Origin of the sequence: Blautia sp. MSJ-9 (assembly GCF_018919065.1) — a bacterium.
In the GTDB taxonomy this organism is placed as follows: domain Bacteria; phylum Bacillota; class Clostridia; order Lachnospirales; family Lachnospiraceae; genus Blautia_A.
This window is the reverse complement of sequence record NZ_JAHLQG010000037.1, coordinates 1-22,612: the sequence shown is the minus strand read 5'-3', so window position 1 is coordinate 22,612 and position 22,612 is coordinate 1. Positions and strand designations below refer to the sequence as shown.

General features: G+C 42.6%; 16 protein-coding genes. 13 read left to right on the top strand and 3 right to left on the bottom strand.

The genetic code is table 11. The annotated features are described in order from the left end of the window. The first annotated feature begins 180 nt into the window (after positions 1-180). The 11 genes from KQI87_RS10550 to KQI87_RS10500 all read left to right on the top strand — a co-directional run bounded on the left by KQI87_RS10550 (position 181) and on the right by KQI87_RS10500 (position 17,189). A complete protein-coding gene (locus KQI87_RS10550; protein WP_330655784.1) occupies positions 181-2,022 on the top strand; it encodes a hypothetical protein in 1,842 nt (613 codons plus the stop codon). A gap of 29 nt (positions 2,023-2,051) precedes the next feature. Continuing rightward, entirely contained in the window at positions 2,052-3,506 is a 1,455-nt protein-coding gene (locus tag KQI87_RS10545; RefSeq protein ID WP_216460117.1) for a polysaccharide deacetylase family protein, read from the top strand. Positions 3,507-3,520: 14 nt separating this feature from the next. Then, complete coding sequence (locus KQI87_RS10540; protein WP_216460116.1) at positions 3,521-4,825, top strand: trigger factor; 1,305 nt, start codon at positions 3,521-3,523, stop codon at positions 4,823-4,825. 214 nt (positions 4,826-5,039) lie between these two features. Beyond that, entirely contained in the window at positions 5,040-6,383 is a 1,344-nt protein-coding gene (locus tag KQI87_RS10535; protein ID WP_216460115.1) for a polysaccharide deacetylase family protein, read from the top strand. A 302-nt stretch (positions 6,384-6,685) separates the two neighbouring features. Beyond that, positions 6,686-8,569, top strand: a complete 1,884-nt coding sequence (gene glgB, locus KQI87_RS10530) for a 1,4-alpha-glucan branching protein GlgB (RefSeq protein ID WP_216460114.1) — start codon at positions 6,686-6,688, stop codon at positions 8,567-8,569. Positions 8,570-8,856: 287 nt separating this feature from the next. Beyond that, positions 8,857-9,090, top strand: coding sequence for a polya polymerase (locus KQI87_RS10525; protein ID WP_118511845.1), 234 nt, complete (start codon positions 8,857-8,859; stop codon positions 9,088-9,090). A gap of 305 nt (positions 9,091-9,395) precedes the next feature. Next, positions 9,396-10,616 carry a CobW family GTP-binding protein gene (locus KQI87_RS10520; RefSeq protein ID WP_216460113.1) on the top strand — a complete coding sequence of 407 codons (1,221 nt, stop codon included), beginning with the start codon at positions 9,396-9,398 and terminating at the stop codon, positions 10,614-10,616. Positions 10,617-10,720: 104 nt separating this feature from the next. Continuing rightward, entirely contained in the window at positions 10,721-11,671 is a 951-nt protein-coding gene (locus KQI87_RS10515; RefSeq protein WP_216460112.1) for a TIGR03943 family putative permease subunit, read from the top strand. Positions 11,672-11,685: 14 nt separating this feature from the next. Next, the gene (gene pth, locus KQI87_RS10510) at positions 11,686-12,267 is read left to right on the top strand and encodes an aminoacyl-tRNA hydrolase (RefSeq protein ID WP_216460111.1); all 582 of its coding nucleotides are present in this window, start codon (positions 11,686-11,688) and stop codon (positions 12,265-12,267) included. Positions 12,268-12,477: 210 nt separating this feature from the next. Continuing rightward, entirely contained in the window at positions 12,478-15,801 is a 3,324-nt protein-coding gene (gene mfd / locus KQI87_RS10505; RefSeq protein ID WP_216460110.1) for a transcription-repair coupling factor, read from the top strand. Positions 15,802-15,908: 107 nt separating this feature from the next. Then, positions 15,909-17,189 carry a peptidyl-prolyl cis-trans isomerase gene (locus KQI87_RS10500; RefSeq protein ID WP_253292471.1) on the top strand — a complete coding sequence of 427 codons (1,281 nt, stop codon included), beginning with the start codon at positions 15,909-15,911 and terminating at the stop codon, positions 17,187-17,189. Positions 17,190-17,410: 221 nt separating this feature from the next. Here the strand turns inward: KQI87_RS10500 and KQI87_RS10495 are convergent, their stop codons facing one another. From KQI87_RS10495 to KQI87_RS10485, 3 genes are all read right to left on the bottom strand, one after another. After that, positions 17,411-18,472 carry a GGDEF domain-containing protein gene (locus KQI87_RS10495; protein WP_216460109.1) on the bottom strand — a complete coding sequence of 354 codons (1,062 nt, stop codon included), beginning with the start codon at positions 18,470-18,472 and terminating at the stop codon, positions 17,411-17,413. Positions 18,473-18,534: 62 nt separating this feature from the next. Next, positions 18,535-19,335 (bottom strand): HAD family hydrolase, encoded by an 801-nt coding sequence (locus tag KQI87_RS10490; protein WP_216460108.1) that lies wholly within the window; start codon positions 19,333-19,335, stop codon positions 18,535-18,537. Further along, the gene (locus KQI87_RS10485) at positions 19,325-20,557 is read right to left on the bottom strand and encodes a DUF4317 domain-containing protein (protein WP_253292470.1); all 1,233 of its coding nucleotides are present in this window, start codon (positions 20,555-20,557) and stop codon (positions 19,325-19,327) included. Before KQI87_RS10485 ends, KQI87_RS10490 begins: the two co-directional genes overlap by 11 nt. 173 nt (positions 20,558-20,730) lie before the next feature. On the opposite strand from KQI87_RS10485, the gene KQI87_RS10480 reads away from it, so the two are divergent. Beyond that, complete coding sequence (locus tag KQI87_RS10480) at positions 20,731-21,249, top strand: nitroreductase family protein (RefSeq protein ID WP_117677206.1); 519 nt, start codon at positions 20,731-20,733, stop codon at positions 21,247-21,249. Between the two features lie 63 nt (positions 21,250-21,312). Further along, positions 21,313-21,732 (top strand): acylphosphatase, encoded by a 420-nt coding sequence (locus KQI87_RS10475; protein WP_330655783.1) that lies wholly within the window; start codon positions 21,313-21,315, stop codon positions 21,730-21,732. The last annotated feature ends 880 nt before the right edge of the window (positions 21,733-22,612 follow it).

Here is a 22,612-nt window from a genome sequence, read left to right as displayed (position 1 = left end):
CTGCTATATTGACGCAGGATGATTTTCCCATATGCAAGGCGGAGGAATGAGGCGTAGCGGTGGCTACGGCGATTGACGACAACGCGGCAGATGAAAAATCAGACAAGTCAATATGGCGGTTACTTAATTTTCGATGTACTAGGACAGTAACATTATTCGGATGATAAAGAGGAGAAAAGTATGAGTGAATTGAAGCCTGACTCTGAGAATACAGAGGAGAGACTTTCGGATATTCCAGAAGAGGAAAAAACAGAGACACAGACAAGCACTGCAGAGAATACAGATGCAGCAGAGGAAACGGATACAACAGGGGAAACAGATATAGCAGCGCCGGCAGAGATGCAAATGGAAGCAGCCGCAGTAGAAAATGAACAGGAAGCAGAGGCGGATGTATCAGAAGAATCTGAGCAGAAGTCTGAGTCAGAAACGTCAAAAACAGAGACAAGGTCTGCACAGGTGGAAGAGGAAGAGCCTCCGGCTGCAAGTGAGGATGAAGATTTTTTTTACGATGATAATGACGCATATGAAGCCCGAAGAGCTGCGAGACAGGAACGCAGGAACAAGAGCCGCCGCAGAAAGAAGAGAATTCGGATTGCGGGTGGAGTGATCGTTGCGGCAGCAGCGGCGATTGGAATCGGTGTTGGATTTTATGGAGAAGAATTGCAGACTTTTTTCAGGGAGCAGCAGACGAAGATTACGGAAATGGCGAAGTCCATTGGTACAAAGAAGGAAGAACCTGCACAGACTGCATCCACGGAGACAGATTCTGAGACAGAAGTGGAGAACACAGTAACTCCGGAACCTGAAACAGATGCAGATGGATTAAGCAAAGAGGATAAGGCTCTTTACAGACGTGCCAAACATGCGGCGAATCAGTATGATTATGATAAAGCGATAGAGATGCTTCAGGCCAGCGACACATATCAGACAAGTGAGAAATTCCAGCATGCAGTTAAAGTTTATCAGAAGAAGAAGGACTCCTGTGTTTCCTGGCCGCTTGATCAGGTGACACATGTTTTTTACCATACACTGATCAAAGACACCAGCAAGGCATTTGACGGAGATTATAAATCCGGGGATTACGACCAGGTAATGACAACGATTGATGAATTTAATCAGATCACACAGAGTATGTATGATAAAGGGTATGTTATGGTCAGCATCTATGATATGGCGACTGCAGATGAGAATGGCAATATGAATGCCGGCGAGATTCTGCTCCCTCCGGGTAAAGTGCCGTTTGTACTTTCTCAGGATGATGTATGTTATTATCATTACATGGACGGAGACGGATTTGCGACGAAGCTTATCGTGGATGATGAGGGTAAAGTGCGCAATGAATATGTAGAAGATGATGGAAGCATTTCTGTAGGTGATTATGATATGGTTCCATTAATCGACCGTTTTGTAGAAGAACATCCTGATTTCTCATATAGAGGTGCGAAGGGAATCGTGGCACTTACAGGGTATAATGGAATCCTTGGTTATCGTACAGATAGCAGTTATGAGACCAGACCGGATGACCTGGATGCTGATAAGGTGAAGTGGCTGGATGAACATCCGGACTTTGACCTGAATACAGAGAGAGAAGGTGCAATGAAAGTTGCACAGGTAATGAAGGATGAAGGATGGCTGTTTGCAAGTCATACCTGGGGACACCAGAATGTAAGCCAGATCAGTCTGGAGAAATTGCAGGCAGATACTCAGCGATTTAAAGAGAATGTAGACCCGTTGATCGGTGGAACAGATATTATTATCTTTGCATTTGGTGCAGATCTTACAAGTGTAGAGGATTATTCAGGGGAGAAATTTGAATATCTTAAGAGTCAGGGATATAACTATTATTGTAATGTAGATTCCAGTCAGTATTTTGTGCAGATCCGCAGTAATTATTTCCGCCAGGGAAGAAGGAATCTGGACGGATACAGAATGTATTATAATCCTGAACTTCTGTCAGATCTGTTTGATGCGCAGGAAGTTTTTGATTCTTCCAGACCAGTGCCGGTTCCGACCATGGGGTGAGTATTGATATAGAAACGAAAGGGGAAAACATGAGAAAAAGGACAGCAGGTGTAGTGGCAGCGATTTTGTCTGCATCATTAGCATTAAGCGGATGTGGATTACTTCCTTTTCAACAGGATGTTCCGTTTCAGAAATCTGAGTCTAAGGATACAGAGACGAAGAATACGGAGAAAACAGAGCAGCAGCCAGATGAAGAAGCGGATGCTGATACAACACAGGATACAGATACAGCAGAAGATACACAGCAGGATACAGATGAGAGTGAAGAGCGGACAGATGCTGAGGAGGATACACAGGAGGAATCTCCTCTGGAACAGGCTTCCCTTATGGCAGCGCAGTATGATTACGATGGGGCGATAGAACTGCTTAAGAGCCAGTCGGATTACGACAGTAATACAGATATGCAGAATGCAGTTTCTGAATATGAGAATATCAGGGCAACCTGTACAGAATATCCGCTGGAACAGATCACCCATGTTTTTTTCCATACACTGATCAAAGATCCGTCGAAGGCATTTGACGGGGAGTCTGATTCCGACGGATATAATCAGTATATGACAACGATTGATGAATTTAACAAGATCATACAGAGTATGTATGATAAGGGCTATGTAATGGTCAGCCCTCACGATATGGCGATTGTAAATGAGGATGGAACAATGTCCAGAGGCAGCATTATGCTTCCGCCGGGTAAGATCCCGTTTGTACTTTCTCAGGACGATGTGAGTTATTATCACTATATGGATGGAGATGGATTTGCTTCGAAGCTTGTTGTGGACGAGAATGGTGAAGTGAAGAATGAATATATCGAGGATGACGGAAGCGTTTCGACCGGGGACTATGATATGGTTCCGCTGATCGATACTTTTGTAAAAGAACATCCAGATTTCTCTTACCATGGAAGAAAAGGAATTCTGGCGATGACCGGATATAACGGTGTGCTGGGATATCGTACAGATGGTGCGTATAAGACAGGCGAGAACCTTCAGGATGACCAGAAGAAATTCCTGGAAGAACATCCGGATTTTGACTTTGATCAGGAAGTGAAGGAAGCAACTGCTGTAGCAGATGCCATGAAAGCAGAAGGATGGGAATTTGCAAGTCATACCTGGGGACATAAGAATGTTGCAGAGAGATCGCTTGAGGATCTGCAGACAGATGATGCAGAATGGCAGAGCTATGTAGCTCCGATTTTAGGAAAGACGGATATGATCATCTTTGCATTTGGCGCAGACATCGGAAGCTGGGAAGGCTATACTGCGGATAATGCGAAATATGAATTTTATAAGAGTCAGGGATATCGTTACTACTGTAATGTAGATTCCAGTCAGTACTTTGTACAGATCACAGACGATTATTTCCGCCAGGGAAGAAGAAATCTGGATGGATACAGAATGTACTATAATCCGGAAATGCTCAGTGATCTTTTTGATGTATCAGAAGTATGGGATTCCTCAAGACCTACTCCGGTACCGGAAATGTAGAAGGGAGTATCATTATGAAGAAAAGAATATATCTTGCTATGCTTGCGGCGTGTTTTGCGCTGACAGCATCTGCATGTGGTGACAGCAGCGCAGTTATTACAGATAACACAAAGACAGAAACGAGTTCAGTGGATGATAAGAAGGCGGAAGTGGGGACAAACCGTCTTGTATCTGTTGAGAATGTAGATAAGTATATTACAATTGGAGAGTATAAGGGACTGACTCTGGACAATACCGTAGATGCGATCACAGACGATGATGTACAGGCACAGATTAATGAGGATCTGCAGGATAAGGCAGAACCTGTATCTGATGGAGCTCAGGAGGGAGATCTGGTAACTGTAAATTATGTAGGGACAAAAGATGGTCAGACTTTTGATGGCGGCACAGCAAACAATTATGATTTTATAGTTGGTGATGGCCAGATGTTCGAGGATTTCGAGAACGGTGTGATCGGAATGAAGAAAGGCGATACAAAGGAAATAGAGATTGATTTTCCATCAGACTATGGGGATGACACACTAGCAGGCCAGAAAGTCGTTTATAAAGTTACCGTGCAGAATGTTCGCCGTGCAGGAGAACTCAATGATGAGTGGGTGGCAAAAAATACAGACTATACTACAGTAGATGAATACTGGGATGGTGTGCGTAGTCAGCTGGAAGATGATGCAAAGAAGTCCGCAGAAGAAGTCCTTAAGAATACAGCATGGACAACAGTTCTTGAGAATTCTGAAGTGAAAGAGTATCCACAGGAGGATCTGGATACTCAGATTACAGAGTTTAAGAACAGTATGGAACAGCTTTATGCAGAACCTGCTGATATGACTTTGGAGGAGTTTATTGACAGTCAGGGAATCTCCAAGGATGATTTTGACGAGCAGTGTCAGCAGTATGCAGAGGGAAAAGTAAAGCAGAATCTGATCGTACAGGGAATTATGGATGCAGAGGGCTTGTCACTGGATGACAAAGAGAGTCTTCAACTGCAGAATGAGCTGGTTGAGCAGATGGGAGCCAGTGATATTGCAGAACTGGTTGACACATACGGACAGAGTTATGTGGATGAGTCCATCGGCCTTCTCAGAGTAGAGGATTTCATTGTAAAGAATGCAAGTGTCAGTGAGAAAGTTGCAAATGGTGATGTAATCGCAGATGATGCAGATGCCGCAGGGGATACTGAGCAGGACTCCACAGAGGTGGACAATGCGGATGCCGAGACGAATGATACAGACGAAGAGGTATCTGATTCTGACCAGGATACTTCAGATGTTGATAAAAATCTGGAGGATGAATTAGGTACAGAGGATATTAGCGATAACTGATGATATTCCTCGAAATGTGTTGCTGGGAGTGGAACGAACAGTAACCGGGCTACGCTGAGGCTTTTTCATCTGTGCAATCGGATTCGCAGAAAAGGTAGAATAAGGCGAATAAATGGCATTGTATTTGTCAGATAAATGAGTTATGATTAAAGTCAGCGAAAAGATACAGACTTTTTGGTAAAATATAAAGTAACAGAAGCGGGGAAAGGAAACAATGGATAAGCGGGTTTTGCGCGAGAGGATGCGCAGAAAAAAACGCCAGATGATGATCCGCCATTATACGAAGATCGGACTTTCTGTAGTTGGACTGATTCTGGCAATTGTGTTTGTGGTGAGAGGAATTATCGTTCCGATCGCTCATCGTATAGCTGGAGGTGGCAGTAAGTCTACTGTGCAGGCTCAGGCAGAGACGGAGGAGGAAGTACAGACCAATTCTGATGCTGCGGTGAGACAGCCTTTGAAGGGTAAATCAGATACGGATAAGATTACAACCATGACAGCGGGATGGCATGAGGATGCCAATGGAAAGTGGTATCAGAATGCAGATGGTACATATTTTGCAAATGGATTTCAGGATATTGACGGTGTAACGTATTCTTTTGATGAGAATGGATATATTCAGACCGGATGGGTAACTAAGGGAGTAAAGGATTACTATTTCAATGATGATGGTTCTTATGACCCGTCGCAGGTGCGGCCGATGCTGGCATTGACATTTGATGATGGTCCTGGACAGTATACAGATGAACTTCTGGACTGCCTGGAGGAGAACAATGCTCATGCAACATTCTTCATGCTTGGTCAGAATGTAAGTGCATATCCGGATGCACCGAAGCGTATGCTGGAGATTGGATGTGAGATCGGAAGCCATTCCTGGGATCACACACAGTTGACAACAATTGACATTGATGCAGTTGCCAAGCAGTTCTCTGATACGGACGATGCTCTGATGCAGGCATGTGGACAGACAGCAAGTGTAGCACGTGCACCGTATGGTGATGGAAATACAGATATTTATAATACAGTAAACAAACCGTTCTTTATGTGGTCATTGGACACAGAGGACTGGAAACTTATGGATGCAGATGGAGATTATAATGCTGTAATGAATGGAGATCTTACGGATGGATCTATCATTCTTATGCATGATATTCACGAACCATCTGTAAAGGCGGCCTTGAGATTGATTCCAGATCTTATTGCACAGGGATATAAGCTTGTAACAGTAAGTGAGATGGCAGAAGCGAAGAATGTAACACTGCAGAATGCATGCTATGTAGATTTCTGGCCTAGTACACTCAGCAATGGCGGTGTGCCTGGATATAATGGCGGAGCAGATGCTGCCACTACAGATTCAACAGATTCTTCTGACAACAGTTCTTCAGGTGATGGTTCTGATGTATCTGACGGAAGTGATGGTAGTAGTGATGACAGCAACTATAGTGACGGAAGTTCGGATGACAGTAGTTATGACGATGGAAGTTACGATGACAGTTATGATGAGTCGGATGATTACAGTGATGATTCTGTAGATTATGGAGACGGATCGGAATATTAAACTAATATGTGAATTTACAAAAGAGCAGAGAAATGCGCAAAAATGTGTTTCTTTGCTCTTTTCTGTTTTTTACAAAAATTACACAAAAAGTATGAGAAAATTGTTGAATATATACAGAATTTTAATTGACGTACAGAATAGCGGTTGGTATAATAGGGCTTATAGAATGACTAAAAGTCAGTTCATATTTATTGCCAGAGATATGATTTTACAGATAGACGGAAATTTTTTCCGGGAGATAAAAACGGTAACTATTCATATCCGTGAAAAGATAGAATCTGAATGTTAAGGGAGGACTCCTGATGGGTGAAAGTATGAAATTTACGGATTTAGACCAGTATTTATTTGGACAGGGAACCAATTACGAGATATATAAGAAAATGGGTGCTCATCCAACTACATATCGGCGTAAGAAAGGTGTATACTTTGCAGTCTGGGCACCGAATGCACAGTCTGTATCTGTGATTGGTGAGTTTAACGGATGGGATGAAGAAGCCAATCCTATGAAGAAAGTAGGACCGATTGGTGTTTATGAAGTATTTGTTCCGGGAGCGAAGATAGGACAGTTATATAAATTCTTTATCTTAGGTGCACATGGAGAGAAGCTTTATAAGGCGGATCCATATGCCAATGAGGCAGAGCTGCGTCCAGGCACAGCGTCGAGGATCACTGATATCACGGATTATAAATGGAAAGATGCCACATGGATTAAGAACAGAGAGAAGTTCGATGAGAAAGTAGAGCCGATGGCAATCTATGAGGTACATCCGGGTTCCTGGATGAAGCATCCGTGGACAGAGGAGAATGAAGAGGGATTTTATAATTATCGTGAACTTGCGCATTCTCTGACTGATTATATTAAGAAAATGGGATATACGCATGTGGAACTCATGGGAATTGCAGAGCATCCGTTTGATGGTTCCTGGGGTTATCAGGTTACAGGATACTATGCACCGACATCCAGATATGGAACTCCGCAGGATTTTAAGTACATGATCGATTATTTCCATCAGAATAAGATCGGAGTTATCCTTGACTGGGTACCTGCACATTTCCCGAAAGATGCGCATGGTCTTGCTAATTTTGACGGAACTGCAGTTTATGAACATGCTGATCCGAGACAGGGGGAGCATCCGGACTGGGGAACCAAGATTTATAATTATGGTCGCCCGGAGGTTAAGAACTTCCTGATCGCAAATGCTCTGTACTGGGTTGAGGAGTGTCATGTAGATGGTCTTCGTGTAGATGCAGTTGCTTCTATGCTTTATCTTGATTATGGCAAGAAAGACGGCGAATGGGTTGCCAATAAATATGGCGGAAATAAGAACCTTGAGGCAATTGAATTCTTCAAACATCTGAATACAGTAGTTCTTGGCAGAAACCACGGAACTGTAATGATCGCTGAGGAGTCCACAGCATGGCCGATGGTTACCGGCGATGCTGAGAATGATGGGCTTGGATTTAGCCTGAAGTGGAATATGGGATGGATGAATGACTTCCTGGAATACATGAAGCTGGATCCATATTTCCGTAAATTCAACCATAATAAGATGACATTCTCTATGTCTTATGCATACAGCGAGAGATATGTACTGGTTCTTTCTCATGATGAAGTAGTTCATCTGAAATGCTCTATGCTTGAGAAGATGCCTGGAGAGTATCCGGATAAATTTAAGAACTTAAAAGCAGCATATTCCTTTATGACATGTCATCCTGGTAAGAAGCTTCTGTTTATGGGACAGGAATTCGGACAGCTTCGTGAGTGGAGTGAAGAGAGAGAACTTGACTGGTTCCTTCTGCAGGAACAGCCTCATAAAGATCTGCAGAATTATGTTAAGGATCTTCTTACTATTTATAAGAAATACCCTGCACTCTATGCATCAGATAATGTTCCGGAAGATTTTGAGTGGATCAATGCCAATGACGGAGACAGAAGTATTTTCAGCTTTGTAAGAAAATCTCCGACAAAGAGAAATAACATCCTGTATGTGGTTAACTTTACACCAGTGGATCGTCCGGATTACAGAGTTGGGGTGCCGAAGAGGAAACAGTACAAGCTGATCATGGATGAAAATGGCCTGACAGAGCCGAAGACATTCAAGGCAGTGAAACAGGAATGCGATAACAGACCATTTTCATTTGCATATCCGCTTCCTGCTTATGGAGTAGCTATTTTTGTATATTAACCGAATGAGGTAAGTTCTTTGCTTCAATTGCGAAAAGCAAGAATATCCGCTTGACATCAGATACAATTATTGGCTGTTTATGACGTTAATCATATGCTGAATACACATAAGAAATAGATGAACAGAAGAAATTGTTATTTATTTGACAATATTATGGTTAAAGTCAAACGATACCTGAAAAATTCGTGCAAATTCAATAATTGCTTTTTAGTTATAATTGCGCTATAATTAGCGCGAAAACAAGGAATAGAGAGAATAAACGGTTACATGTTGAAAGGAGAATGAACATGAAAGTATCTAACATCAAAGATATCGAGAAGTTTTTTGACGTAGTTGACAGCTGCGAAGGAAGAGTAGAATTAGTAACAGGCGAAGGTGACAGACTGAACCTTAAATCCAAATTATCCCAGTATGTATCTCTGGCAAACATTTTCTCAGGTGGAGAGATCCCAGAACTTGAGATCGTTGCTTATGAGAAAGAAGATATTGATAAATTAATGAGCTTTATGATCAACGGTTGATCATAGAAATACAGGTGGGGACATGATTTTGGTCATGTCCCCTTCTTTGCGTGTGACGGGCTTGAAACTGTCTGAAAGCTTGTGTATAATAAAGGCGTTATGGCTACCGTTCACTGGTAACATTCCGCGAAGCGTGTTTCTGGAAACGGAATGAACAGTAATGTGTTACAGGTAAAATAATAAGTGGACGGATTGTTGAATAGTTTCAGACATTCTCTTACAGAATAATAAGACATCAGAGAAAAGTTTTCCTCTGACATTATTACGCATGATAAACATAAAAATAGAAAAGGAGAAACAAAACGATGGCAACTAAGATTGATATTATCTCAGGTTTCCTGGGAGCTGGTAAAACTACATTGATCAAGAAGCTTCTGAAAGAGGCTTATGCAGATGAGCAGGTTGTACTGATCGAGAACGAATTCGGTGAGATTGGTATTGACGGTGGATTTCTGAAAGAAGCTGGAATCGAAATCCGTGAAATGAATTCCGGATGTATCTGCTGCTCTCTGGTTGGTGATTTCGGAACTTCCCTGAAAGAAGTTGTTGATAAATATCATCCGGACAGAATCCTGATCGAGCCTTCAGGTGTTGGTAAACTGTCAGATGTTATCAAAGCAGTACAGGGTGTACAGGGTGATGTAGATATTGTACTGAACAGCTATACAACTGTAGTTGATGCTAAGAAATGCAAGATGTACATGAGAAACTTCGGTGAGTTCTTCAACAATCAGGTTGAATATGCAGGTGCGATCATTATGAGCCGTACAGATATCATTGATGAGAAGAAAGCACAGCAGGCGATGGAACTTCTCCGTGGAATCAATGCAAAAGCAGCGATCATCACAACTCCAATCGAGAAGCTTGACGGAAAGAAGATCCTTGAGGTTATGGAAAAACCGGTATCTCTGGAAGAAGAGCTGATGGCAGAGGAAGAAGTTTGCCCTGAGTGTGGACATGTACATGAACATGGCGAGCACCATCATCATGATCACGATGATGAATGCGGCTGCGGACACGACCATGACGAGCACGAACATCATCACGATCACGAAGACCATGAGCATCATCATGACCACGAGTGTGGCTGCGAGCATGACCATGAAGACCATGCGCATCATCACCATGATCACGATGATGAATGCGGCTGCGGACATGACCATGATGACCACGACCACCATGACCACGACCATGAATGTGGCTGCGGACACGATCATCATGATCATCACCATCATCATCATGCAGATGAAGTATTCACAAGCTGGGGCCGTGAGACAATCAAGAAGTATACAAGAGAAGGTCTTGAGAAGATGCTTGAAGCACTTTCTGCTTCCGAAGATTACGGTATTATTCTCCGTGCAAAAGGAATGCTTCCAGCAGAGGACGGAACATGGATCTACTTTGATATGGTTCCGGAAGAAACAGAGATCCGCGGGGGTGCACCGGAATATACAGGCCGCCTGTGCGTGATCGGTTCTAAGCTGAAAGAGGATAAACTTGCAGAATTATTTGGCCTCGCAGAATAATCATTGCAGATAAAATTACTTTGATGCAGAACAGATGCTGCTGCTCATTCTTTACATGACAGCAGGCAGACAACTATAGAATTCAGATAAAGGAATAAACGATTATGGATGATATCAGAGTTCCCATTTATTTAGTTACGGGATTCCTGGAGAGTGGAAAGACAACTTTCCTGGACTTTACATTACAGCAGGATTACTTTGCTATTGATGGCAAAACTCTGCTGATTCTTTGCGAAGAAGGCGAAGAAGAATATGATATGGATAAACTGAAACTTGCAAACACGGTTGTGGAAGTGATCGAGGATGAAGAAGACCTCACACCTCAGCGTCTGGCCGCTATGGATATCATCCATCAGCCGGAGCGTGTTGTTATTGAGTACAACGGAATGTGGCTTGTAAGCAAATTTGAACAGATGGAACTTCCGGAAGGATGGGGTATCGAGCAGGAAATTACCTGCGTAGATGCTACAACTTATCAGGTTTATATGGCAAACATGAAGTCTTTGTTCATGGACATGATCAGAAATACAGATATGGTTGTATTTAACCGCTGTAAAGAGGGAGATCCGCTTCCTGCATACAGACGTGGGATTAAAGTTGCAAACCAGAGTGCAGAGGTCATCTTCGAAGATGAAGAGGGAGAGATGGACGATATTTTCCAGGATGAGATGCCATTCGATATTGATGCGCCGGTTATTCAGATTCCACCGGAAGATTACGGTATCTGGTTTGTTGATGCCATGGATCACCCGGATAAATATGCGGGCAAGACTGTCAATTTCAAAGGACGTGTCATGAAACCGCGCGGAATGGGAAGTAAATTCTTTGTTCCGGGTCGTGTGGCAATGACCTGCTGCGCAGATGATACTACATTCCTGGGGTATATCTGCAGAAGCGATAATGCATCTCATATCAAAGAAGGAAGCTGGGTAGAAGTGACTGCAAAGGTTGCTTTCGAGTACCGTACAGAATATCAGGACGAGGGCATTGTGCTTTATGCAAGTGAAGCAAAAGAATGCGAACCGCTGAAAGATGAGATGGTATACTTCAACTAACGGGAGAAACACATATGTATTTAGTAGTTGGCCTGGGAAATCCCGGGAAGCAGTATGAAGCAACACGCCACAACATGGGTTTTGACACCATTGACCAGCTGATAGAGGATTACAATGTACCTCAGGGCGGTGTGAAGTTCAACGCTATGTATGGCAAGACCATGATTGGCGGAGAGAAAGTAATCCTTATGAAGCCGCTCTCTTTTATGAATCTGAGTGGTGGACCTGTCCGCGAAATGGCGAATTATTTCAAAATTGATCCGGAGACAGAACTGATTGTTATTTATGATGATATTGATCTGGAACCGGGACAGCTTCGCATCCGTAAGCAGGGAAGCGCAGGTGGACACAATGGAATTAAGGATATTATCCGTCAGCTTGGCACAGAGAAGTTTCTGCGCATTAAAGTAGGTGTAGGAGCTAAGCCAAAGGGATGGGATCTTGCAGATCATGTACTTGGCAGATTTTCCACAGAAGACAGAAAACTTGTGGATGAAGCAATAGAAAAAGCGGCAAAGGCTGTGGATATCATGATTTCACAGGGCGCAGATGCGGCAATGAACGAATATAACAGAAAAGTACCTGTACAGAAGTAAGAAGCGGCAAAGTGGTAAGTGGCACATGCTGGCTGCTTTTAACGGAAGAAAAGGAAGAAAAGCGGTGACTGTTAATGATGCTACAGCAGGAAAACAGGTGCCGCTTTTATCTTGCCACAGTGATCTGGAACTTTTGGCGTAATATTTTTAATTGTGAATAGCAATGAATGGCAGGAAGATTTATTTATCGGAGACATATAAGAGGTGAATATGAAAGCATTTATGGCACCTCTGCAGGGACTTGCAGAGTTTGAACAGATTAAAGAAAAAAGTAAAACGAATAAGGGGATTCTGCAGGTTTCGGGATGTATGGAATCGCAGAAATCCCATCTGATGTACGGCCTTTCTGAGACTGCGCCATATCGTCTGATCCTGGCAGAAGATGAACGCCGGGCCAGAGAAATCTATGAAGATTACCGGTTTTATGATAAGAAAATATATTCCTATCCGGCAAAGGATCTTCTATTCTTTCAGGCAGATATTCATGGAAATCTGCTGATTCGACAGAGAATGAAAGTAATCCGGGCATTGCTGGAGGAAAAGGAACTTACAGTTGTCACAAGCATTGACGGATGCATGGATTTCCTGGAACCGCTGGAAAAAATAAAAAACCAGCTGATTCATTATGAAAATGACAGTACGATAGACATGGATCAGTTGAAAAATAAACTGGTGGATCTGGGATATGAGCGTGTAGGTCAGGTGGAAATGCCGGGACAGTTTTCTATTCGCGGTGGTATTGTGGATATTTACTGCCTCACAGAGGAAAATCCATGGAGAATCGAACTGTGGGGGGATGAGATCGATTCTATACGAAGTTTTGACGCTGAGAGCCAGAGATCCCTCGAGAATCTGGAGGAGATTACGATTTATCCGGCAGTAGAACATATCGGGGAATCTGATATGGTTTCTTTCCTGGATTATTTTCCAAAGGAGAAATCGGTTATTTTTCTGGATGAACCGAATCGACTGACGGAGAAAGGTGAAGTAGTAGAAGAGGAATATCGCCAGAGCCGTATGCACCGCGAGGAAAAAGGCAGCCAGAATCTGCCGGACAACTGGCTTTGTTCTTTTGAAGAACTTCAGAAAGAATTAAATAAGCGAAACTGTATTTCTGTCTGTGCGCTGGAACCGAAGCAGGCGGGCTGGAAGGTCCGGGAGAAATTTTATCTGGAAGTAAAATCAGTCAGTTCGTATAACAGTAACTTTGAACTTCTGGTAAAGGATCTTCACCAGTATAAGAAACAGGGATACAAGATCGCATTGCTCTCCGGTTCCCGTACCAGAGCTGAACGACTGGCGAAGGATCTCCAGGAAGAAGGACTGGCTGCTTTTTACGGGCAGGATTATGACAGGGAGATTCTGCCGGGTGAGATCATGGTGGTTTATGGTCATGCGAAAAAAGGCTTTGAATATCCGCTGATCAAATTTGCGGTGATGACAGAGTCGGATATTTTTGGTCAGGAACAGAAGAAGAGAAAGAAGAAAAAGAATTATAACGGAAAGCGTATCCAGGATTTTGCAGAGCTTTCTATCGGGGATTTTGTGGTTCATGAGAAGCATGGGCTTGGTATTTATCGCGGAATTGAGAAAGTGGAAGTGGACAGGATCGTTAAGGATTATATTAAGATTGAATATCGTGGCGGCAGCAATCTTTATATTCTGGCAACTCAGTTAGATTGTCTTCAGAAATACTCGGGCGGTGATACTGCAAAAACTCCGAAACTGAATAAGCTTGGAACGCAGGAATGGAATAAGACGAAAAGCAAGGTCCGGGGAGCTGTCAAAAATATTGCGAAAGAGCTGGTAGAACTCTACGCGGTACGTCAGGAAAAGGAAGGCTATGTCTGTGGTCCTGATACGGTATGGCAGAGGGAGTTCGAGGAAATGTTTCCATATGAGGAGACAGAAGATCAGCTCAGCGCCATTGAAGATGCCAAGCGGGATATGGAGAGCACGAAAATCATGGACCGTCTGATCTGCGGTGACGTAGGTTATGGTAAAACAGAGGTTGCTCTGCGCGCTGCGTTTAAGGAAGTGCAGGAGAGCAGACAGGTGGTGTATCTTGCCCCGACAACTATTCTTGCACAGCAGATATACAACACCTTTGTACAGCGAATGAAAGAGTTCCCGGTACGAGTAGAACTTCTCTGCCGTTTCCGCACGCCGGCGCAGCAGAAGAAAGCGATTGAAGACCTGAAAAAGGGACAGGTAGATGTAATTATCGGAACACATAGAGTCTTGTCGAAGGATGTACAGTTTAAGAACCTTGGACTTCTGATCATCGATGAGGAACAGCGTTTCGGGGTTGCGCATAAAGAGAAAATCAAGCAGCTGAAAAAGGATGTAGATGTGCTGACTTTGACAGCGACGCCGATTCCGCGTACTTTGCATATGAGCCTCATTGGAATTCGTGATATGAGTGTCCTTGAGGAACCGCCGATGGACAGAATGCCGATTCAGACCTATGTTATGGAGTATGATGAGGAGACAGTCCGGGAGGCGATCAACAGAGAACTGCGCAGGGGCGGACAGGTCTATTATGTCTATAATCGTGTTACGGATATTGCGGATGTTGCCCTGCGCATAGCGAAACTTGTGCCGGATGCGAGGGTGGATTTTGCACATGGACAGATGAGCGAGAGAGAACTTGAGAATGTCATGTATGCGTTTGTAAATGGTGATATTGATGTACTGGTTTCGACTACGATCATTGAAACAGGGCTGGATATTTCCAATGTAAATACCATGATCATCCATGATTCCGACAGATACGGACTTTCCCAGCTTTATCAGCTTCGCGGAAGAATCGGTCGATCTAACAGAACGGCGTATGCATTCCTGATGTACAGGCAGAACGTGATGCTGAAGGAGACTGCGGAGAAGCGTCTGGCGGCTATTCGTGAATATACGGATCTGGGAAGTGGATTTAAAATTGCCATGAGAGATCTGGAACTTCGAGGCGCGGGAAATCTGCTGGGTGCACAGCAACATGGACATATGAATGCGGTGGGATATGATCTCTATTGCAAGATGCTAAGCGAGGCAGTCAAAGAGGCAAAAGGAATCCATACAATGGAAGATTTTGAGACATCGATTGACCTCAATATCGATGCATTTATTCCGGATTCCTATATCAGCAATGAATTCCAGAAACTTGATATTTATAAACGAATCGCTGGAATCGAAACGCAGCAGGACTATGATGATATGTTAGAGGAACTTCTGGATCGTTTTGGTGAACCTGGAAAGGCAGTGCTGAATCTCCTTGCAATCGCGAAGTTAAAAGCTATCGCACATCAGGGCTATGTGACAGAAATTAAGCAGACCGGAAAATCAGTGCGCATTACACTTTATGAAAAAGCAAAGCTGAATCCGGAAGGGATTCCGCTTCTCATGCAGAAATACAGAAGAAGCTTGCAGTTTAAGAATGAGCAGGAACCGAAATTTATCCTGGAACCTCAGGGCAGTCTGATTCCTGCGCTGACGGAATTTGCAGAAGAACTTAAGAATATGGCAGAAGAGTGTGTTTGAAGATCGTGATAAATATGTGAAATATAGCACTTATTTTTTAATTTACCTTGCCCTCAGCAGGAAAAAAGTTTATACTCTAGTAATAGCACAGTCTGGAAAAGTGGGACATGAAGAAAGACCAGACTGATAATATGGAGGAAGAAATGAAAGAAATGGCAAAGAGAACAGCCGTAGCAGCACTGGCAGGTGTGATGTCAGTTGGTATGCTTACAGGCTGCGGAAGTAAAACATTAGATGGAACAAAAACAGTGGCTACAGTAGACGGAACAGATATTCCGCTTGGAGTTGTCAGCCTTTATGCGCGTGAACAGCAGCAGCAGACAACCGCCATGTATATGTCTTATATGGGAAGCGCGGATAATATCTGGGATCAGACAGCAGATGAAGATTCTGGAGAGACATATGGTGATCAGGCAGTGACAAGCAGTCTGGAATCCATTGAGAAAATGTATATTCTGAAAGAGAAAGCATCTGATTACAATGTAGAACTTACAGATGAAGATGAAACAGCAATCGCAGATGCTGCATCACAGTTTATGGCTGCAAACAGCGAAGAGACAATCAAAGAACTCGCTGTAACAGAGGATCAGGTAAAAACATTACTGGAGCTTCAGACAATCCAGAAAAAGATGTATGACCCGATTGTTGCAGAGGGAAATATCACAGTTTCTGATGATGAGGCAAATCAGACAACCTTTACTTATGTAAGTATCTCTACAAGTGGTGATGATGTAACAGACGAAGATAAAGAAACTAAGAAAGAACAGGCTCAGGAGATTCTTGATAAAATGAAAGAAGATCCGACAGCTGATATGAGCGAAGTTGCTCAGGGAGTAGATGAGAGCTACTCAGCAGTACAGGGTAATTTTACAACTAAAGAAAGCGAAGATGAGGATGAAGACTCCAGCGGGGCAGCATATCCGGACGAAGTTATTAGTGTTTTACGTGGACTGAAAGACGGAGAGGTTGCAGATGATATTATTGAGACTGATACAGGATATTATGTAGTAAGACTTGATAAGATTAATGATGAGGATGCAACAGCATCCAAGAGAGAATCTCTTCAGAATTCCAAAGAGAGCACATATTACACAGAGACAACAAACCAGTGGCTGGATGATGCGGATGTAAAAGTGGTAAAGAAAGTTCTTAAGACACTTAAGATCACAGATAAACATACTTTTACAGCTCCAACTTCGACACCTACTCCATCACCAGAAGCAACACCAACACCGGAGGCTGATGTGACAGAGGAAGCTGAAGCAACTGAGACACCGGCAGCAGAAGAAACAGAAACAGCAGAAGATACAGAGGCAACTGTAACACCAACAGAAGAAGCTGAAGCTACAGAAACACCAGAAGCAACACCGACAGAAGCTGCGAAATAAGACAGGAAAATTATATTGCTGTATCGCAGAGAATTGTGGTAATGAATAATAAACATAAGGTAACATAATAAAAGCAGCTATATGGAAAACAAAAACGTTTCTCATATAGCTGCTTTTGCATTGCCAGAATAATATTTTCTGATGAATTGCGCAAAAACCTCGAATCAGGAATACCCTTGTGGATGCCATAAAATGCAATGGTACCGGAAAGTTCTGCAATATCAGGAAATTACGGTATCGCGCCCATGTGTTTTTCCGTAATAAAGCTTATCATCTGCATGTTTGATTAATTCTGAAATATTTGACTGATAGTCGTTTTCTTCTACACCGAAAGTCATAGTTACGTGAACTGTAATATCTTTATAGGTTATGATACATTTGCTGACTGCTATATTAATTTCATTCATGATTGTAGTTGCATTGTCAAGATTCATTCCCGGAAAGAAGAAGAGAAATTCTTCGCCGCCCCATCTGCAGACGTGTCCTGAACCAAGCGTTTTTTCTTTAAAAAGTTCTGCAAGAGATTTTAGAACCTGATCGCCGCAATTATGACCATAAGTATCATTGATTTTTTTGAAAAAATCGATATCACCAATGGCAATACTGAAATTTTCATAAGGATTAGCTTTAATGTGATTTTCCAGAACCTCTTCCATACGGCGTCTGTTATACAGAGTAGTAAGAGGATCGGTTCCGGCCTGTTGTCTTAATTCAATGTTATACAGCATGAGATGCTTCTCTGCTTTCTGAAGATTACTGCTGAATGTCAGACAGATCACACCCGTGATCACAAATGATAAAATAGTATTTAAAACTTGTACAATCAGCATATGCGCTTCTGTAAGGACGTATATTGGCGGATAATTCTGACAATGAAAAAACAGTGCCATTCTCAGTATGAATAAAAAAACTGCAAATGCAATTTTGTTAAAGGTTGTATCATACAGAGAAAACATTGAAATTAACATTAGTGGCAGGATGAAGTTGGAACCGCCAACATTCCATCCATAATAATAGATGAAATAAGAAATCCATCCCGCGGAAATGATAACATAAAATAAAAAGTTCCATCGTATAAAGATACGATTCATGTAATGTCTTGCAAGAAGACATGTAGCCAGCCATCCCGCAACAGGAAGAGCATTAACCGGATATCCAAAGCATGTGATACAGACTATAAATAGCAGAAAGTATACAATGTAGATATTATAAGATCTTGTTAATGCAAGAGAAAAATACAAAGGTGTAGTTTCGGCATCAAATTCATGATTAAATATACTCATATTGATTCTCCTAAGCATATAGAAATAACCTATTCAAAAATGTTATTTCTATATGCTTTATATTAAATAAGGAGGAAATGCTTTAATGCATTAGCGATGCCATTATCCTCGATATTGGTTGTCTGGTAAGTGCAATGAGGAAGAATCAAAGGATCTGAATCACCCATTGCAATGCTGTTTCCGGCAAACTGAAGCATAGGAAGATCATTTGTGCTGTCGCCAAAAGCAAAGGTATCTTTGATTGATACTCCCAGGCGGTCAGCCAGAAACCGGATCCCTGTTGCCTTGCTACAATTTTTCTGAGTTAATTCCCAGGCTTTATCATCATGGATAAAACACAGAAAATGTTCATCAACAAATTTGCGGAAGGTATCCGTATCAGAGTCTGCGGCAGGAAATGCCAGAAACTTGTCAAATGTAAAACTATGGTAAATTTCGGAAGTATAGAGAGATAAATCTTCTACTTCAACTTCTGTTTTCAGATTCTGGATAGCACCAGGAAGAGAACAGGATCCGTTATCATATAAAATTTTGTCCGGACGCTCAAAAAATGCGGGGATCTTGCAATTTCTTAGTATTTCTATTATTTCACGACAGAGTGAATTGGGAATTGAGCTGGAAAATAAAAGTTCTCCATTCATATAAATCTGGCTGCCACATCCACAGACATATCCGTCAAAGTCAATCTCCCGGATTATTTCAGGAATCATGGCATAAGTACGTCCGGAGTTGACAAAAAGCAGGTGTCCATTATCGTGGGCTTTTTTTAAAGCAATTCTTGCACTGTCCGGAACAGCCCATGGATAAGGGGTAAGTAAAGTCTTATCAATGTCAAAAAATAATAGTTTACGATTATTCTGCATCAGATGCCTCCTCTATTGTGTCACTGAATTTATCGTTTGCTTTAATATGGCTTCCGTTGCTGAAATCTTCGCTGAATTCCTCGTTCGAAGAATCTTCACTTCCTGTATGTACGCGAATGCCATTAAACTCGACTTCACCTTCCATTGGAATTACAAGACATTTTCGTCCATCAATCACGCGTGTCTCAACGAGGTCGGCACGTTCAGGGTCTACGTGAACGACAACATCAGGAGTCTTAATCTCGAATCTTCGTGTATTGGTAATATTAGAAGCAACCAGAGAGGATTTTTCTCCGGCAGTAATTTCATACTGCTCGTCAAAAGACTGTAACTTCTCATCTTCTACGCCACATTCTTCGAAAAGACGTTTCACTTCGGATTTAGTCAGAACTACAGGCTCCGGTTCATCTTTCTGAGCTTCAATCAGGTCGTTTAATTTCTCGTGAATATTTAATACCGTATCATAGCTGCAGTCCTCACCAAGTGTATCTTCGACCAGTGCATTGAAAGAGTCACGCTGTCCACCGGCGGAGAGAGGGGCATTGCATCCAAGGAGTTCATCAATAAAAATATCTCTGAGTTCATTTGCGTCCTTACTATAATAAAGAACTCCATGAATATCCGTACTGCGGTCATTAAACTGCGGGAAAAGAAAAGCAACATCCGGAAGTTCTACGATCCAGTCGCGGATGCGGTCCTGAATGCTGTTGGTCTCCGCGTTATAGCAAAGTCCTGCTTTGGAAAGTTTCACCGGGCAGATGCAACACATAATGTGTTCGTAAATTTCATCTGAGGCATCAAACATTTCGGAACCATCGGAGGATTTTCCGGGAATGTCATATACTCCATGAATCAGGATAATGTAATAATTCTCCGGATAATCATAGTTTTCGATGATTTTATCGTAAAAACTCTCGACCAGTGCATCGTCTGTAAGTTTGCTTTCTCTCAGTTTCATAAGGAAATGCTGAGTTCCGCCTTCGGATTCCTGCTCAAGAGGAAATTCCATGTTCATCAGGTTCTTCCCAATTGTTCCGGAAAGGGATTTGCGGAAGATATCAAAATATTTGAACATTTCTTCTTCGGAGAGGGAGAGAAATGCTTCTTTTAATTCGGTTTTTTTGTTCTTTTCTCCGTCAACATAGCATCCGCAAATGCGGGTGATAGAGCAGTTCTCTGGTGTGAACTGCTTCTTGATTTCGGAAATTTCTTTTTTGTTCATATAAGTTACACCTCGTAATAGTATACTTTCCATTATAGACTAGATAGGGACTGGGGGCAAGGATGATTTGTCTGTGAAAGTGTGAAATTATAGATGAGTTTTGACAAAGGTGGTGGTATAATATAGGAAAATTTGTTGCTGTTTACTATGTGAAAATACAGGAGGATACTGACATGAATGAAACAATGAAAAATCTTTTAGAACGCAGAAGTGTACGTGGATATAAGAAAGATCTTGTGCCGGAAGAGGTATTAAATGAGATTCTTGAAGCTGGTGAGTATGCGCCGAGTGGAATGGGACAGCAGGGAACTCTTATGGTAGTGACTCAGAATCCGGAGCTTGTTGCGAAGCTTTCTAAAATGAATGCGGATGTAATGGGGGCAAAGAGCGATCCGTTTTATGGAGCATCGACTGTTATTGTGGTTTTTGCTGACAGTGAGCAGGGCACTTGTGTGGAAAATGGAAGTCTTGTTATGGGAAATCTGATGAATGCGGCTCATGCAGTTGGTGTGGATTCCTGCTGGATTCATCGTGCGAGAGAAGTGTTTGCGTCTGAAGAGGGTAAAGCGCTGAAAGCTGAGTGGGGTGTGCCGGAGTCTTATATTGGTATTGGCCATTGTGTACTTGGTTATCGTTCTGGAGAGTATCCGGAAGCTAAGGCGAGAAAAGATGGATTTGTGATCAGAGTTTGATTGTGAAAAACAGGGAGCAGGGGTGTATATGTGTAGAGCGACTGATGAGATGAGGATGACTGAGTGAGTATATTTGGTAATAGAAAGAAAAAGAAGTATAGAACTTTTCTTCAGGATTCTGAGACGGGTGCGGATGATACCAGGGAGTATGAGAGGGGCCGGGGAGTCTGGGGGAAGAATAACTTGCAGGAGGGACATGGGTCGGAGATGAGTGAGAATCTGATCAGGAAGCATTATTGGTTTTCGGGGAGAGTGCAGGGGGTCGGGTTTCGGTACCGGGCGTGTTATATTGCGAGTTCTCTGGGAGTGACCGGATGGGTGAGGAATAACTGGGATGAGCGTGTCGAGATGGAGGCGCAGGGGACCAGGGAGGATCTTGCCAGGATGGTGGAGATGTTGTATAGGCAGAGTTTTATTGGGATTGAAGGGGTTGAGGAGAAGGTTGTGCCGGTTGAGGTGGAGAGTGGATTTTATGCTCGTTAACCGCTGATTAAGGGACGCCAAGTCCGCCAGATCATTCCTGTCGGTTCGGTTTCGGGGGATAAGGGACGCCAAGTCCGTCAGATCATTCCTGTCGGCTCGGTTTCGGGGGATTAAGGGACGCCAAGTCCGCCAGATCATTCCTGTCGGCTCGGTTTCGGGACTTAAGAAAAGCTAAGCCCTGGGAAATCCGCTAAAAGCATTCGCAGATAACTCAAACTCGCTGCGCTCAGACAGTGAGTGATCTGCTCATAACGCGGATTTCCCGGGGCTAAGTTTTTCTAAAGTCCCTGCAAATGTCGCTCGACAGGAATGATCTGGCGGGCTTGGCTGGCTGTTGGTAGTGGAAAGGTGGCGGTGGGAAGTTGGGCATTAATAGATTGGCTTTCTTATAGGTAAAAGGGAATAGGTGGGTGGATAAGATGAATGGAAAGGAGAAAATAAAAAAGTTTGTCAAATTATGAAATTAACTGTTGACATTGTGATCTTTGGGTGTTATATTAGTTGAGCTGTCGGAAATAATTGTTTCTTTAAATGAGACAATTTAGTGTGATTTCTGAAAGAAAAAAGAAATTAAAAAAAGTGCTTGACAACTTAAAGCAAACATGTTAAAGTAACCAAGTCGCTTAAACAGAGCCGACAATCACAGATCAGAAGAACAGTTCGGAAAACCGAAAGAGTTCGAAAAACTTTGAAAAAAACTTGAAAAAAGTGCTTGACAAAGAAAAAGAGATGTGATAAAGTAAACAAGCTGTCGCAAGACAGATAACCTTGATAACTAAACAGTGAAACACATACGATTCTCGAAAATTCTTTACATTTTTAAGAACGGTTGAATAAACCAAAAACAGTAAAAACGAGAGATAACTAAGCTAGTTGGTTG

Excerpts from the sequence above, each read along its gene's own strand:
- KQI87_RS10550 (WP_330655784.1), top strand. The coding sequence starts at position 181 with ATGAGTGAATTGAAGCCTGACTCTGAGAATACAGAGGAGAGACTTTCG.
- KQI87_RS10535 (WP_216460115.1), top strand. The coding sequence starts at position 5,040 with ATGGATAAGCGGGTTTTGCGCGAGAGGATGCGCAGAAAAAAACGCCAG.
- mfd (WP_216460110.1), top strand. The coding sequence starts at position 12,478 with ATGAAAGCATTTATGGCACCTCTGCAGGGACTTGCAGAGTTTGAACAG.
- KQI87_RS10525 (WP_118511845.1), top strand. The coding sequence starts at position 8,857 with ATGAAAGTATCTAACATCAAAGATATCGAGAAGTTTTTTGACGTAGTT.
- KQI87_RS10520 (WP_216460113.1), top strand. The coding sequence starts at position 9,396 with ATGGCAACTAAGATTGATATTATCTCAGGTTTCCTGGGAGCTGGTAAA.
- KQI87_RS10545 (WP_216460117.1), top strand. The coding sequence starts at position 2,052 with ATGAGAAAAAGGACAGCAGGTGTAGTGGCAGCGATTTTGTCTGCATCA.
- KQI87_RS10495 (WP_216460109.1), bottom strand. The coding sequence starts at position 18,472 with ATGAGTATATTTAATCATGAATTTGATGCCGAAACTACACCTTTGTAT.
- KQI87_RS10480 (WP_117677206.1), top strand. The coding sequence starts at position 20,731 with ATGAATGAAACAATGAAAAATCTTTTAGAACGCAGAAGTGTACGTGGA.
- KQI87_RS10500 (WP_253292471.1), top strand. The coding sequence starts at position 15,909 with ATGAAGAAAGACCAGACTGATAATATGGAGGAAGAAATGAAAGAAATG.
- KQI87_RS10485 (WP_253292470.1), bottom strand. The coding sequence starts at position 20,557 with ATGAACAAAAAAGAAATTTCCGAAATCAAGAAGCAGTTCACACCAGAG.
- pth (WP_216460111.1), top strand. The coding sequence starts at position 11,686 with ATGTATTTAGTAGTTGGCCTGGGAAATCCCGGGAAGCAGTATGAAGCA.
- glgB (WP_216460114.1), top strand. The coding sequence starts at position 6,686 with ATGGGTGAAAGTATGAAATTTACGGATTTAGACCAGTATTTATTTGGA.
- KQI87_RS10515 (WP_216460112.1), top strand. The coding sequence starts at position 10,721 with ATGGATGATATCAGAGTTCCCATTTATTTAGTTACGGGATTCCTGGAG.
- KQI87_RS10540 (WP_216460116.1), top strand. The coding sequence starts at position 3,521 with ATGAAGAAAAGAATATATCTTGCTATGCTTGCGGCGTGTTTTGCGCTG.
- KQI87_RS10490 (WP_216460108.1), bottom strand. The coding sequence starts at position 19,335 with ATGCAGAATAATCGTAAACTATTATTTTTTGACATTGATAAGACTTTA.